The sequence below is a fragment of the Rossellomorea aquimaris genome, assembly GCF_000935355.1.
Classification (GTDB): domain Bacteria; phylum Bacillota; class Bacilli; order Bacillales; family Bacillaceae_B; genus Rossellomorea; species Rossellomorea aquimaris_B.
In genome coordinates this window covers 36,113-49,548 of the sequence record NZ_JXZC01000006.1, presented here as the reverse complement: position 1 = coordinate 49,548, position 13,436 = coordinate 36,113, and the positions used below count along the sequence as shown (strand labels likewise).

At 43.0% G+C, this 13,436-nt stretch carries 16 protein-coding genes and 1 other annotated feature; of the genes, 1 reads left to right on the top strand and 15 read right to left on the bottom strand.

The window, feature by feature from the left end; all coding sequences use genetic code 11:
- Positions 1 to 11: 11 nt before the first annotated feature.
- Positions 12 to 548, top strand: coding sequence for a transcription repressor NadR (locus TV75_RS14540; protein ID WP_044339523.1), 537 nt, complete (start codon positions 12 to 14; stop codon positions 546 to 548).
- A 43-nt stretch (positions 549 to 591) separates the two neighbouring features.
- Here TV75_RS14540 and pheA read toward each other — a convergent pair whose 3' ends face one another.
- The 15 genes from pheA to TV75_RS14465 all read right to left on the bottom strand — a co-directional run bounded on the left by pheA (position 592) and on the right by TV75_RS14465 (position 13,362).
- Complete coding sequence (gene pheA, locus TV75_RS14535; RefSeq protein ID WP_253275547.1) at positions 592 to 1,443, bottom strand: prephenate dehydratase; 852 nt, start codon at positions 1,441 to 1,443, stop codon at positions 592 to 594.
- A 92-nt stretch (positions 1,444 to 1,535) separates the two neighbouring features.
- Positions 1,536 to 1,991, bottom strand: a complete 456-nt coding sequence (locus TV75_RS14530) for an ACT domain-containing protein (protein ID WP_044339521.1) — start codon at positions 1,989 to 1,991, stop codon at positions 1,536 to 1,538.
- 144 nt (positions 1,992 to 2,135) lie between these two features.
- Entirely contained in the window at positions 2,136 to 3,422 is a 1,287-nt protein-coding gene (gene obgE / locus TV75_RS14525) for a GTPase ObgE (RefSeq protein WP_044339520.1), read from the bottom strand.
- 56 nt (positions 3,423 to 3,478) lie between these two features.
- Positions 3,479 to 4,012, bottom strand: a complete 534-nt coding sequence (locus TV75_RS14520) for a Spo0B C-terminal domain-containing protein (RefSeq protein ID WP_044339519.1) — start codon at positions 4,010 to 4,012, stop codon at positions 3,479 to 3,481.
- A 666-nt stretch (positions 4,013 to 4,678) separates the two neighbouring features.
- Positions 4,679 to 4,969, bottom strand: coding sequence for a 50S ribosomal protein L27 (rpmA, locus tag TV75_RS14515; protein ID WP_044339518.1), 291 nt, complete (start codon positions 4,967 to 4,969; stop codon positions 4,679 to 4,681).
- 12 nt (positions 4,970 to 4,981) lie between these two features.
- Complete coding sequence (locus TV75_RS14510) at positions 4,982 to 5,317, bottom strand: ribosomal-processing cysteine protease Prp (RefSeq protein WP_044339517.1); 336 nt, start codon at positions 5,315 to 5,317, stop codon at positions 4,982 to 4,984.
- 11 nt (positions 5,318 to 5,328) lie between these two features.
- Complete coding sequence (gene rplU, locus TV75_RS14505) at positions 5,329 to 5,637, bottom strand: 50S ribosomal protein L21 (protein WP_034757222.1); 309 nt, start codon at positions 5,635 to 5,637, stop codon at positions 5,329 to 5,331.
- A 12-nt stretch (positions 5,638 to 5,649) separates the two neighbouring features.
- Positions 5,650 to 5,728: a sequence feature (ribosomal protein L21 leader region), on the bottom strand.
- A 67-nt stretch (positions 5,729 to 5,795) separates the two neighbouring features.
- The gene (locus TV75_RS14500) at positions 5,796 to 7,241 is read right to left on the bottom strand and encodes an Rne/Rng family ribonuclease (RefSeq protein WP_044339516.1); all 1,446 of its coding nucleotides are present in this window, start codon (positions 7,239 to 7,241) and stop codon (positions 5,796 to 5,798) included.
- A 100-nt stretch (positions 7,242 to 7,341) separates the two neighbouring features.
- Positions 7,342 to 8,208 (bottom strand): M50 family metallopeptidase, encoded by an 867-nt coding sequence (locus TV75_RS14495; protein ID WP_253275546.1) that lies wholly within the window; start codon positions 8,206 to 8,208, stop codon positions 7,342 to 7,344.
- Positions 8,201 to 8,968: a M23 family metallopeptidase gene (locus TV75_RS14490; RefSeq protein WP_044339515.1), complete on the bottom strand. Its 768-nt coding sequence runs from the start codon at positions 8,966 to 8,968 to the stop codon at positions 8,201 to 8,203. Before TV75_RS14490 ends, TV75_RS14495 begins: the two co-directional genes overlap by 8 nt.
- Positions 8,969 to 9,219: 251 nt before the next feature.
- Complete coding sequence (gene minD, locus TV75_RS14485) at positions 9,220 to 10,023, bottom strand: septum site-determining protein MinD (protein ID WP_044339514.1); 804 nt, start codon at positions 10,021 to 10,023, stop codon at positions 9,220 to 9,222.
- 1 nt (position 10,024) lies between these two features.
- A complete protein-coding gene (gene minC, locus TV75_RS14480) occupies positions 10,025 to 10,705 on the bottom strand; it encodes a septum site-determining protein MinC (protein WP_044339513.1) in 681 nt (226 codons plus the stop codon).
- Between the two features lie 85 nt (positions 10,706 to 10,790).
- A complete protein-coding gene (gene mreD, locus TV75_RS14475; RefSeq protein ID WP_052504568.1) occupies positions 10,791 to 11,312 on the bottom strand; it encodes a rod shape-determining protein MreD in 522 nt (173 codons plus the stop codon).
- The gene (gene mreC, locus TV75_RS14470) at positions 11,309 to 12,190 is read right to left on the bottom strand and encodes a rod shape-determining protein MreC (protein WP_044339512.1); all 882 of its coding nucleotides are present in this window, start codon (positions 12,188 to 12,190) and stop codon (positions 11,309 to 11,311) included. Before mreC ends, mreD begins: the two co-directional genes overlap by 4 nt.
- Before the next feature lie 164 nt (positions 12,191 to 12,354).
- Entirely contained in the window at positions 12,355 to 13,362 is a 1,008-nt protein-coding gene (locus TV75_RS14465; RefSeq protein WP_044339511.1) for a rod shape-determining protein, read from the bottom strand.
- Positions 13,363 to 13,436 lie beyond the last annotated feature (74 nt).

The following is a 13,436-nucleotide window of genomic DNA, read 5'->3' as shown; positions in this document are numbered from 1 at the left end:
AGGAGATATCTTTGGCAGGAAAAAAGATCCTTGGAGATGAGAGAAGACAATGGATCCTCGATAAACTAATCACAAAACAGGCCCCTATAACAGGTGGCGATCTCGCTAAACAGACCAATGTCAGCCGCCAAGTCATCGTAAGCGACATTACATTGCTGAAAGCAAAAGGAGAACCCATCATAGCAACCAGTCAGGGCTATTTATATATGCCTGCCTCGAATCAGGATACGATGATTGAACGGACGGTTGCTTGCCGGCATGCACCTGAGCGGTCGGAAGAAGAACTCTTCTTACTTGTCGATCACGGTGTCACCGTTAAAGATGTGAAGATCGAGCACGGCGTTTACGGAGATTTAACGGCTTCAATCATGGTTTCAAACCGTAAAGAGGTAGAACAATTCATGAACAAAATTGAGGATACAGGAGCTTCCTTCCTATCGGAACTGACAGATGGAGTTCATTTACATACGTTATTGGCTCCAAATGAAGAAACCCTTGAAAAAGCGGAAAATGCCCTTCATGAAGCAGGGTTTTTAATTGAATCTTAATGGTAAAGGCAGATTTCCGATCGGAAATCTGCCTTTATACTGTTCAATTATCCAATAAATAAGAAGAATACGTCCCGATCATTTTCACTTTGCATCCCAGGGCTTCCATTTCACTGATCGCTCCTGGAAGAAGGACATCATCCATTTCATGAGCCACATCAATTAAGAAGAAATAATCCCCCAAACCTGTTTTCAGTGGTCTTGATTCAATTTTACTCAAGTTCAATTGTCTCCACGCAAAGGTTGATAATACCTGATGCAGCGCTCCTGATCGATCTTTTGGTAGAGTCACCATCAAGGTCGTCTTCTCCATACTTTTTTCCTGTGAAAGCGACAACGGATCAGCCGTCTTATGTAAAACGATGAACCTGGTATGATTATAGGCAAAGTCATGAATATTTTCATGCAGGATGTTCAATCCGTATTTTTCTGCTGCCAGCTCGTTTCCAATTGCACCAAGGAACATGTCAGGATTCTCACTCACGAATTTAGCAGCGGCTGCCGTACTCGTAGTCTGTTCCAAGGGTACTCCCTTAAACTGCTTATGTAAAAACTTATGGCACTGTGCCAATGCGTGGGAATGGGAAAGGACCTTCTCGATGGAACCTTCACTTTCACTCCATCCTGGATGGATCATTAAGTGCTGCTGAATCGCGGAAGTCAATTCAGCTACAATCGCTAAATTCGCTTCATGAAACAAATAGTCGACTGTAATATGTACCGAGCCTTCGAGGGCATTTTCTAATGGGACGACGGCATAATCGACCTCATTCTCTATCACCGCTTCGATGCAGTCCGGGATCGTCACATACGATACCGTATCTTCTTCTGGGAATGCCTTCTTAACAGCTAAATCTGTAAAGGAAGCCCGGGGTCCTAAATACGCAATTTTCACTCTGATCTTCCTCTCACTCTCACCAAATTTATTGAACATTCTAACACGTATACAAACAAAGAGGAAGAGTTTTTAAACAAAAAAAAGAAGCATTAGGCTCCCGAACCTAATACTTCCACTTTCTCTACAAATTCCAATCTTCTTAGTTTTGAGAGTAAGTCTTCCAATCCTATCGTAAGGTCAGTCACATTTAGAGAAAGTGTGACATTCGCTCTTCCCTGTAACGGGATCGTCTGATGGATCGTCAATATATTACACCCATGCTTGGCCGTTTCACTCAATAAATGAGACAACGTTCCTGAACGGTCCTCCAGATGAAAGAACAACGTGATGATTCTCTCCTTCACCACGGTGTGAAAAGGAAACACAGTATCACGATATTTATAAAAGGCACTCCGGCTTAAATCGACCCGGTGGACCGCTTCCCATACTGAGTCAGCCTTGCCTCTTTCAATCAATTCTTTCGCATCCAGGGTTTTCTTCATCGCTTCAGGCAGCACGTCTTCCCGTACTAAATAAAATTTGCCTTCTTGAAATTTTTTCCCCAATGACTATTCCTCCAATTGTCTAGCTGCAGAGGTTAGAGGCAGCATGCCCCTTCAAAAACCGCTTTCGCTTCCTATTGTAGAGCAGGTGGCGGCTAAAATTTGCCGCCACCTGCTTTTTCGTCTGAAATAGATAAAGGATGAAACTTAATCTACAAATTCGAACTCATATTTCAACAAGCGGATCGTGTCGCCGTTTTCGGCACCACGCTCACGAAGGGCTTCATCCACACCGTACGAACGAAGCTGTCTTGCGAATCGTCTCGTAGAATCCTCCCGTGAGAAATCGGTCATCTTGAATAATCTCTCGATCTTCGCACCGCTGACAACGAATGTTCCATCAGGATCACGTGTGATTTCGAACTCTTTTTCCTCTTCTTCATGTTTGTATACAACACGATGAATGCCAGTTTCCTCTTCTTCATGAATAGGGAATTCAGATGTCGTTTCCACTTTGTCGGCTACAGCATATAGAAGCTCACTCAGCCCTTGACGCGTAACGGCCGAGATCGGGAACACAGGATAATCTTCCTGAAGTTTTTCTTTGAAAATCTTCAGATTCTCTTCTGAATCAGGCATGTCCATTTTATTGGCAACAATGATTTGAGGTCGCTCCGTTAAACGAAGATTGTATTGCTTAAGCTCTTCATTGATGGTCAGGTAATCCTCGTATGGATCTCTTCCTTCCATTCCACTCATATCGATCACATGGACAATGACACGCGTACGTTCAATATGACGAAGGAACTGGTGACCGAGTCCAACGCCTTCATGGGCTCCTTCAATCAATCCAGGCAAGTCGGCCATGACGAAACTTCTACCGTCTCCCGTTTCAACCATTCCAAGATTCGGAACGATCGTTGTGAAATGATAGGAAGCAATTTTCGGCTTAGCTGCTGAAACGACTGAAAGCAATGTGGATTTCCCGACGCTTGGGAACCCTACCAATCCAACATCAGCCAGAAGCTTCAATTCCATCACGATATAGCGCTCTTGACCCGGCTCCCCTTTTTCAGAAAGCTCAGGTGCAGGGTTGGCAGGCGTAGCAAAACGGGAATTCCCTCTTCCACCGCGTCCACCCTTCGTAATCACGGCACGTTGACCATGCTGCACCAGGTCGGCAATCGTTTCACCCGTGTCATCATCCTTCACCACTGTTCCAGGTGGAACCTTGACAACCATATCTTCAGCATTCCGTCCATGCTGGTTCTTACTCATCCCGTGCTCTCCACGAGGTGCCTTGAAATGGCGTTGATAACGGAAATCCATCAGGGTTCTTAACCCTTCATCCACTTCGAAGATAACATCTGCACCGTGACCGCCATCTCCACCTGCGGGACCACCTTTAGGTACATATTTCTCACGACGGAAGGCAACCATACCGTTTCCGCCGTCACCGCCCTTTGTATAAACCTTGACCTGATCTATAAACATACTTTCACTCCTAACTTATCCGTGCAACAGTTGAATATCCGCCTGACTTGAAGCGACTATCCAGCAATTACATGAATGACAAGAACCTCTTCTTGAAGTTGTTCTATTTCTATATTTTCTCCGTTTGATTGTTGATATTTAATCCAGTCTTTTACCACGCTTGTACTCTTTAGTATACCTGTGAAATCAAATATAAAACGGGAATGTTCTTTTGTAATGTCCAGTAAGATGGATAATTGATTCTCTACATTGTTCATTACATTTGATTCAAGGAATTCCAGAAACTCCTTGCACCAGTTGAAAAGCCTCTTATCTTCAAGCCCGTGTGTGGACTCACATTGAAGGACTTCAAAATCCAGCTTAATCAAATGTCTTGACCAATTATATGTTAATATCCATTCTGCCAATAATGGAAGTTTTAAATTTGATAGCTTTGATTCATTCTGTGCAACAAGGACCATTTCTTCAATCACTTGCTTCGCCCGCTCCACACGATCAAGATCCAGGTTACCTTTAATTAATTGCAGATCATTCATCCAGTCGTGGCGAGCATGTCTTAATGCCTCGACTACACCCCAATTTTCGCTCATAATCTAACTCCTATACTTTAAGTGCTACATGTAAGTATATCAAAGATGGGAGTGGTGCGTATATCGTTTCTGCGAAATTGATGGGTGTGAATGAAAATCGGGGGGATGCTGGATTTTCAAGGAATTGAAAATAAATCCTTACTTTTGAAAATAAATGGGTGTGAATTGAAAATAAAATTCTAAATTTGAAAATAAATGGTGTGAATTTGAAAATATATCACTTTTCCCATCGCTATCAAGAATGATTTCCCTTCATTGGGTCTTATTCTCAGCGGAAATTTAACTTATTCAGGATAAATTCATACATTTACTCAAAAATACTTCGTTTTTAGCTTGAAAAGTGAAAGTCGATAATAAAATGGCCGAAATCGATAATATATTCGAAAAGTCGATAATATATGTCTCAAACTCGATAATATATCACCCAAACTCGATAATAACCACATAAAACCCGTCCATACTCACGCCAAACTTCACTAAATTCACCGCTACATGTGCAATTTGAGCAAACTCGACACCTTTTCTTCTCAAACAAAACGCTTTACCTATATATAAACGCACTATCTTACCTACACAGTATCAAAACCTGCAATAATACACCCATATCCCCGATAAAAATAAAACTCTAACCGAAAGTCGGTTAGAGTTTTCGTTAAAGATATGCGATTAAGCTTCATTCGCAACTGGGTATACGCTCACTTTTTTCTTGTCACGACCCATGCGTTCGAAACGAACAACACCGTCGGTTTTAGCGAAAAGTGTATCGTCGCCGCCACGGCCGACGTTTAGGCCTGGATAAATTTTCGTACCGCGTTGACGGTAAAGAATTGATCCACCAGTAACCATTTGACCGTCTGCACGCTTAGCACCAAGACGCTTTGAGATAGAGTCACGACCATTTTTAGTCGAACCTACTCCTTTTTTAGACGCAAAAAACTGAAGGTCTAATCTTAACATCTGTTCCACCTCCTACTTTTTGAAGGTTATTTTAATAAAATCACTATAGTCTCTTTCAATTGTTTGGAGGCTGATAAGCATGCTATCCAGTAGCAGCTGAATCTTGCCCTCTGTTTCTTCCGGTAGATCATCAGGGATGACACAGCGAAGATATCCACCATCAGAGGATTGCTCGATGGCCGGTTCTACACCGGTTAACGCCATAATGGCATTAATACTGCCAAATGAAACAGCAGAAGCACCTGCACAAACAATGTCTTGCCCATTTTCGGCAAAATCGGCATGTCCATCCATGGAGAAAGAACGGATCCTTTTTCCGGAGGAACGCTCTACGTAAACGTTAATCATGCTATCACGCCTTACGCGTTGATTTCGTCAATGACAACTTTAGTGTAAGGTTGACGGTGACCTTGCTTACGACGGTAGTTCTTTTTCGCTTTGTATTTGAATACTACAAGCTTTTTCGCGCGGCCTTGTTTTTCAACTTTCGCTGTTACAGTAGCTCCATCCACTAAAGGACTTCCTACTTTCACATCGTCACCACCAACGAATAGAACTTTGTCAAAAGTTACCGTATCGCCTTGCTCTGCGTTCAGCTTTTCGATGTAGATAGCTTGACCAGCTTCTACACGGATTTGCTTACCACCTGTTTCGATAATTGCGTACATAATCGCACCTCCTTATAAACTCAGACTCGCCAATGACAGGTGTTGGATTGCTCCAAGCTTTTCTACCTGTAATGTGCGGTTGTAGCACGGGTGCTACAATCAATAACATTAGAATCCTATCATAAAATTTGATGTACTGTCAATAACAATCACGAAATTCATATTATCTTTATTATATGGTAATGAGGATGATCATGGGCGATTTCTATTATTTTGATCTTTTTACTAAACGCCTTTTCCAAACGCCTGAGATGGACGTTCTGTTTTCCAGAAAAAACAGCTGCAACTTCCCTGGTCGCTTCCACTTCAATTTGGGAACCATCCTTCCCCTGCATTTCCCACAGTTCCCGTTCAAGCTGAAATGCAAGCGTCTCCGGCGTCATTTCCCTTCCTGTACCATGACATACCGAGCAAGGACGGGTCAAGTAGGCAGCAAGGGGCTGACGGGTCCTTTTTCTAGTTAATTCAAGAATGCCAAGGGAAGTAAAGCCTACAATCGTCGTGCGCTGCTTATCCGATACTAGGGCATCAGACAATGCATCCATCACTTCCTGTTTGTGGCTTTCCTTTTTCATATCGATAAAATCAATTAATATCATGCCGCCCAAATTACGGAGTGTGAGCTGCTTCGCCATTTCTTTTGCTGCTGATATATTGGTTTGCAGGATGGTTTGCTCTAAATCGTCTTTACCCGTAAACTTACCGGAATTCACATCCACGACAGTCATGGCTTCTGTGGATTCAATGACGAGAAATGCCCCCTTATCCAGCCATACCACTTTTTTCAGTGCGTTCTCCCAAGCAAGGGCAACGTGATAATGACGAAAGATATTTTCATGGCCCTGATAGAGTTCGAAGGTCCATTTATCTTTGATCCCGGGTCCGCTCATTTCCTCTAAATGAAGGAGGCTATCATAGTCATCGACGACAATTTTACCTCCCCTCCCCTTTTTCAGCTGTTCAAGGAGATCTTCCTGGAATGTGTCCTTCTCTGATAAGAGTGAGGGGCATTTGGCTCTCATAGATACCCTAAGCAGACTTTCGTATCTCGAACGTAATGACACGAGCTCCTCCTGTAACACTGATTCTCCCGCTTCAGCCGCATCGGTACGCATGACAATGCCTTCTTCAGGCTGCTTCCATTCGTTCCCCAAACGCCTTAATACCTTCCTGTTATTTTCATCCACTTTTTTAGATACTGCCACGTAGTACCCTTGTGGCATGTACACAAGGTGTTCCCCCTTCAGCTCAATAACGGCCGTCAGCCTTGCACCCTTCGTGCCAATTTCATCCTTCATGACCTGCACGATGATTTTTTGTCCTTCATGAACGCACTTCCCGATTGGTGCAGGAGTGCTGTTTGTATGATACGCCTCGACGTTTTGGGGAAAGTCCTTTTCATGCAAATAGCCGTTTTTACCGTGACCAAAATCCACGAATGCCGCACCCAGCCCCTTTTGAACTTTGATGACTCTTCCCAAATAAATATTGCCCGTCAACGTTTCTTCTCCGGGCTGATATGTATGTAAACCTATGATTTCATTATTCGACCGGTATACCCACCGTTTTTCCCTGCCTTTACTATGAACAATGATTTCTTCCACAGCGGAATCCCCTCTTCTACAAAAAAAGTCATAAGAAAAAAGGGTTGAACGCAACCCTTTTACTAGTATGACCTTACTTTATACAGTTCATCTTCATTCGTCAATAAAGGTAGAGAAGATCTTTCGTTTTGGCGGAGGTCATCTTTTCGGCAAAAAAGGCATGGAGAAGCTCGTTCTCATCCAGCTTTCCTACTTCGATCCCTTTTTCAAAGACAACGAGGGGATGCTTTACCCCCCGCTGAAACTTCTCCACTACTGTAATAATGGACTCTTCGCTTTCAATGGGAAGTGGCCGCAGCTCCACAAATTGATGACTCTTGCCGTAATACCTTTCCAATAAAAACTTCATAAATGCATATCGTCTCTGTTTCCAATCCACCCAAAGGGAGAAGTAGAGGAACGAAAGAACAATCCAAAGATTCAAATGAAGGGGGGCGGTTATGAGAACAATGATATGGAACAGCAATAATAGACCAAAAGAAAAGAGGAGCGTGTACTCATACGCTCTCAAGTAATTAAACTTCGTGGCTAACAATAAAGAAACCAACTTCCCTCCATCCAATGGCCAAATGGGAAGGAGGTTAAATAATAGGACCATCATATTTAATTGAAGAAAAAGTGAGAATGTTTCCTGACTGACCATGCCTATGCCCATGAGTCCCCACCCTAAGGCAATCAGCCAAATATGCTGCAGGGGACCTGCTGCCACCACCCAGAACTCTTCCCGCAGCGAACGGTTTCCGTGTTCATCCATCTCGGCAACGCCGCCAAATGGTAACAGGGCAATCCTCTTCACTCTCCAGGAAAAATACTGAGCCGTGAGTCCGTGGCCCAATTCATGAATGGTAATGATGATCAGAAGCAGAATCAGCTCAAAAAAGTGAGCTGTCATAATGGCAATGGCAATGACAAGCCAAAGCAAAGGGTGAACATAGAACTTTTTCATAAGTGAAATGATATTAGTCAAATGACATCACCTGTATCGGGTCGATAAACGTATCACCCATTTTTATCGCAAAATAAAACTCTCCCGTCACATCGTTCTGACTGCTGGTGGAAACCTTGCCTACAAGAGATCCCTTTTCAATCGACTCATACTGTTTCACGTCGATCGACTCCAGATGGCCATACCAGGATTCTGATTTGTCTGCATGTTGAATGACGACTGTGTTCCCAAGCTCCTCTTTCTTTCCTGCAAATATAATCAAGCCTCCCTTCATAGCCGCTACATCCTCACCCAAGCCCGTTTGAAGCATGATGCCCTGTCCATTTGTTTTAAAATTTTCAACGACCTTCCCTGAAGCAGGTATGGCATATTCAGCGCTTTGGGTTGAAGTGGATTCCTTCTTTGTATTACTCGCAGGCAGTAAGGCTAATGGCTTTCCGAATTGATCCTCATACCACGTGGAAATGGCGGCAAATTGAAACTCAGTATCCATGGTTTTCGTGACAATCGATTTCGCCTCATTGAATACAGGTGAAGGGCTCTTAAACATAATGGCCGTCACTAATACCATGATTCCGGCTCCAAGAATCTTAAGCATGAATGTTTCCTTTTTAAACAATGGATGCATCCCTTCAGGTGGCGGTCCGCCTTCAAAGCTTGTCTGGCGTTCCATTCCATAACGTTCCTCGTCCGATGGGAGAAAATATGAAGGGCTCTGGCCTGCATTCGTTCTCTTTCGTTTCGCTATCCGCTTACGTATTTCATCCGCACGATTTCCCATGTACACCATTCCTTTTTATAAGGTATTGTCGATAAACGTCTGGTTCATTTCTGGATGCATCAAGATGTCCGATTCTATACTAAATGATTCTGTCCATGATGATGGGCAAGGGAAGTTAGAACCATATAAAAAGAGGTCCATTCGATTACACATGATTTGCTACAATGTATGACTTGTCCTTAAAGAATATTCATGGGAAGAATAAAAAAAGTCCCGGTAAAACGCACTATGCGCTTTACCGGGACTGATCCTTATGCTTTTACACCGAATAACTTTTTAATTCTCGAAAAGACTCCCGTCCGTTCCTCTTCCAAGGATTGTAGCGGAACCGATTCACCCAAAATCCTTCTCGCAATATTCCGGTAGGAAATGGAGGCTTTGCTTGTTGAATCCAGAGCGATCGGCTCACCTTTATTGGAAGATTTGATTACATTATCATCGTCTGCTACGATTCCAAGAAGATCGATGGAAAGATGGGCTGTAATTTCATCCACATCCAACATTTCACCATTTTTCATCATATGATTCCGTATGCGGTTAATGACGAGTTTAGGCGGCTCGATATTCTCTTTTTCCAGTAAACCGATAATTCGATCCGCATCCCTTACAGCTGAAATTTCAGGTGTCGTGACGACAATCGCACGATCAGCACCCGCTACAGCATTCTTATATCCCTGCTCAATCCCTGCAGGGCAATCTATGATGATATAATCATAGTCTTGCTTTAAATCCAATACTAGCTTTTTCATTTGCTCAGGGTTAACAGCGGATTTATCACTTGTTTGTGCAGCTGGCAGTAAAAATAGTTTGTCTTCGAAACGCTTGTCTTTTACTAGTGCTTGATGTACTTTACAGCGGCCCTCTACAACGTCTACTAAGTCATAAATGATTCTGTTTTCGAGTCCCATCACCACATCGAGGTTTCTGAGGCCGATATCTGTATCAATTAAACAAACCTTTTTGCCTTGTAGAGCTAATGCTGTACCAACATTGGCAGAAGTAGTCGTCTTTCCCACTCCACCTTTACCTGAAGTAACAACTATGGCTTCACCCACATTAGCTTCCTCCTTTAAAACTAGTAATATTTGGTCTAAGATGCTTTAAAACTTGTAATCGATCCACAACGATTTGCCCTTGATCGTCGACATACGCACATTCCATTTCGTGTTCATCGTCTTCCTCCACCCGATCAGGTGCCCGGTTCAGGGATTCCCCTATCCGGAGCTGGGACGGAACCATTTTCGAAGCCACGATGACCGCCTCCTGGTTTCCGTTGTGGCCGGCATGGGCAATACCCTTTAATGAACCCAATATGTATATATTCCCTCCAGCGAGAACTTTCCCGCCGGGATTGACATCGCCGACAATAAGGATGTCTCCTGATACTTCCACGACTTGTCCCGACCGGATAACGCCGGTTAGAGTTTCTATATTCCGTTCATCTATGAGTTTCTCTGCATCATTCTTTGTTATCACATTACTCCATACTTCATTCACTACTAAATTGCGTTTTTGTCTTACAATATCTTTCAACTCTTCTACTTGATCTTCTGTCAGGTAACGATTGCCTGTCTGAATATTGACCGTGAGCAGGTTGGTCCCTTCCGTTTCCCGGTAATGTGCAGATAGCTTATCGGCCAATTCCTTCTTTAACTCGTAAAAGGAGCATTGATCATTGAGATGAAGAGTCAGTCCTTCTTTTGTTCCTTTTATCATCACATTTGGCTTTTTATTCATGGCGCTATTTTTCACCTCAGTCGTCTATTAAATTCGACATAAGCAGTGTCATTTCCTCTTTTTATGAAAAAATCACTAATAGAATTTAATCTTCCAACCACTCTTTCCGTTTACGGAGAAGATAGTTTCTAAGTGGAAATGCCATCACTATATAAAACAATATATTCAGGACCAATGTCGGCCATAAACGCCAGTCCACGAACTGCATAAACGTCAAGTCTGTCCGTTGGATAATTAAATTGATTTGATACACCAAAAACTCCAATACAGAAAGGTTCAAAAGAGAGATTATTCCCAGTACAAAAAGGTTATTATGTAAAATCTTCATCATCTGGTGAGATAAAAAGATGACAAATGGAAAAAGCACTAAGTAAATCCCATTGATTTCTGTGTAATAAATATCAAATAGAAAGCCAAAGATGAAACCATAAAGCAATGCAGTCCGATATTGATAAAACGCACAAATAAAGAACAGCACAATGATCAGGAAATGTGGAACGATGATTTTCTGATCAAACCACTCTTCATTGGGGAAAAGATGAACAAATAGACTTTCGCTGTAAAAGAAAAGCAGGGTCATGAAAGGAAGGAGGAGCCTGCTGATCATTGCTCTTCCTCCTCAGCATCTGCTTCCTGTTCTGTCACACCTTGAATATCACGGTCGATGACCATGACGTGCTCCAGGTGATAAAAATCAGCAGCAGGCTTTACATATGCCGTCTGAGTCAGCCCGTATTGATCCGGTTTCACTTCTTTTACTTCCCCGATGACCAGACCCTTAGGGAACACTCCCCCTAACCCGGAGGTCATCACTTTAGAGCCTTTGTCCACTTTCATATCGTTTGAAATCCGTTTGACTAAGATCTCTTTTTTATCACTGTCGTACCCTTCAATCCAACCGTTAATATCTTGTTCTTTCCCTTGAATCACAGTGGAAATCCGGTTTTTCGTATTATTTGTCGAAATTAATTCAACAGTGGATGAGAATTCATTTACGCTCTTGATCTTTCCAATCAATCCGGCCGATGATATAACGGCCATGTCTGATTTAATTCCGTTCACTTCCCCTTTATCGATCGTCAGGAGCTCTTGCCAGCGATCCGGGTTTCTTGCAATGACGGTGGCTTGAATCGTGTTATAGGCACGAAGGTCTTCTTTCTTTTCAAGGACCGCCCTTAATTCGACATTATCCTGTTTAAGGTCCTTGACCTTTGTTTCAAGCTTCACTAACTCATCTAAACGTGTCTTCAGTTTTTCGTTTTCTGTGTATGTATTTTGAAGATCTTGAACGTTTTCAACAACTCCCGCTACATAGTTAACAGGTTTTGAAACCAATGACTGTCCGAATCCTACCATATCTTTCACAAACTGCTCTGGCCAGCTGATGCTATCTCGCTCCCGCAAAGAAAATCCGATTAATCCCACAAGGACTATGACACTGACTAGCAGAATGATCAAACGTTTATTCAGGAAGAATTGTGGCATGATGTACACCTCAACCTTTTCTCATTCTAGTAATTACTATATCAAAAATCGCTTGTTTTTGATATCATTCGTCAAAATATTCATGGTTCTCCGAAAAAAGATGGGGCCGGCCTTAAGGTTAGATCAATAACCTTAAGGAGACGTCCCCCATACATTATCTATTATTATTTTCCCCGGTTTTTAAAGAGGTGAATGTGGTCAAGGGCTTTTCCTGTACCGATTGCCACACAATCCAGAGGCTCCTCTGCAATAAGGACGGGCATTTTCGTTTCATCACTGATCAGTTTATCAAGGTTACGAAGAAGTGCTCCGCCCCCTGTCAACACAATTCCCCTGTCCATAATGTCAGCCGCAAGTTCTGGTGGTGTCTTCTCTAACGTACTCTTGACCGCATCTACAATCGTATAAACGGTATCACGAAGAGCAGATGCGATTTCAACGGCCGTTATTTCGATCGTTTTCGGTAAGCCTGTCAGAAGGTCACGCCCACGGATTTCCATCGCTTCGATTCCTTCAGAGTCCCCTGCAGAACCGACTTCCATCTTGATGTTTTCCGCTGTACGATCCCCAATCATGAGATTATACGTTTTGCGGATATAGTTGATGATGCTATCATCCATTTCATCCCCTGCTACACGGATCGACTGACTTGTCACAATCCCTCCTAAAGAGATGATCGCTACTTCCGTCGTTCCTCCGCCAATATCTACGACCATACTTCCTGTCGGTTCCCAAACTGGCAGGTTAGCTCCGATTGCAGCGGCAAAAGGTTCTTCGATCGTGTAAGCATCCCTTGCGCCAGCCTGTCTTGTTGCATCGATAACCGCTCTTTCTTCAACGCCCGTAATGCCTGAAGGTACACAAACCATGACGTAAGGCTTTCTTGAAAATGCGCCTTTATTACGTGTCGCTTGTTTTATGTAGTACTTCATCATCGTGGCAGTTGTTTCGTAGTCAGCGATCACCCCATCCTTCATTGGGCGAAGTGCCACTACATTCCCCGGTGTTCTACCGATCATGTTTTTAGCATCATTCCCGACTGCTACAATTTGCTTATTATCTGTTTGAAGTGCCACTACAGAAGGTTCGCGAACGACAATCCCTTTGCCTTTCACGTACACCAATGTGTTAGCTGTTCCTAAATCAATCCCTAAATCTTTCGTTCCAAACATGAATGGTATCTCCCTTTCTGATACAAATTGGCTGGTTTTTAACGTTTTATATGTGTTTTCACAGGAGAGTTGTC

Excerpts from the sequence above, each read along its gene's own strand:
- minC (WP_044339513.1), bottom strand. The coding sequence starts at position 10,705 with ATGAATAAAAAGCCAAATGTGATGATAAAAGGAACAAAAGAAGGACTG.
- rpmA (WP_044339518.1), bottom strand. The coding sequence starts at position 4,969 with ATGTTAAGATTAGACCTTCAGTTTTTTGCGTCTAAAAAAGGAGTAGGT.
- TV75_RS14510 (WP_044339517.1), bottom strand. The coding sequence starts at position 5,317 with ATGATTAACGTTTACGTAGAGCGTTCCTCCGGAAAAAGGATCCGTTCT.
- mreC (WP_044339512.1), bottom strand. The coding sequence starts at position 12,190 with ATGCCACAATTCTTCCTGAATAAACGTTTGATCATTCTGCTAGTCAGT.
- TV75_RS14520 (WP_044339519.1), bottom strand. The coding sequence starts at position 4,012 with ATGAGCGAAAATTGGGGTGTAGTCGAGGCATTAAGACATGCTCGCCAC.
- mreD (WP_052504568.1), bottom strand. The coding sequence starts at position 11,312 with ATGATCAGCAGGCTCCTCCTTCCTTTCATGACCCTGCTTTTCTTTTAC.
- TV75_RS14490 (WP_044339515.1), bottom strand. The coding sequence starts at position 8,968 with ATGGGAAATCGTGCGGATGAAATACGTAAGCGGATAGCGAAACGAAAG.
- rplU (WP_034757222.1), bottom strand. The coding sequence starts at position 5,637 with ATGTACGCAATTATCGAAACAGGTGGTAAGCAAATCCGTGTAGAAGCT.
- obgE (WP_044339520.1), bottom strand. The coding sequence starts at position 3,422 with ATGTTTATAGATCAGGTCAAGGTTTATACAAAGGGCGGTGACGGCGGA.
- TV75_RS14465 (WP_044339511.1), bottom strand. The coding sequence starts at position 13,362 with ATGTTTGGAACGAAAGATTTAGGGATTGATTTAGGAACAGCTAACACA.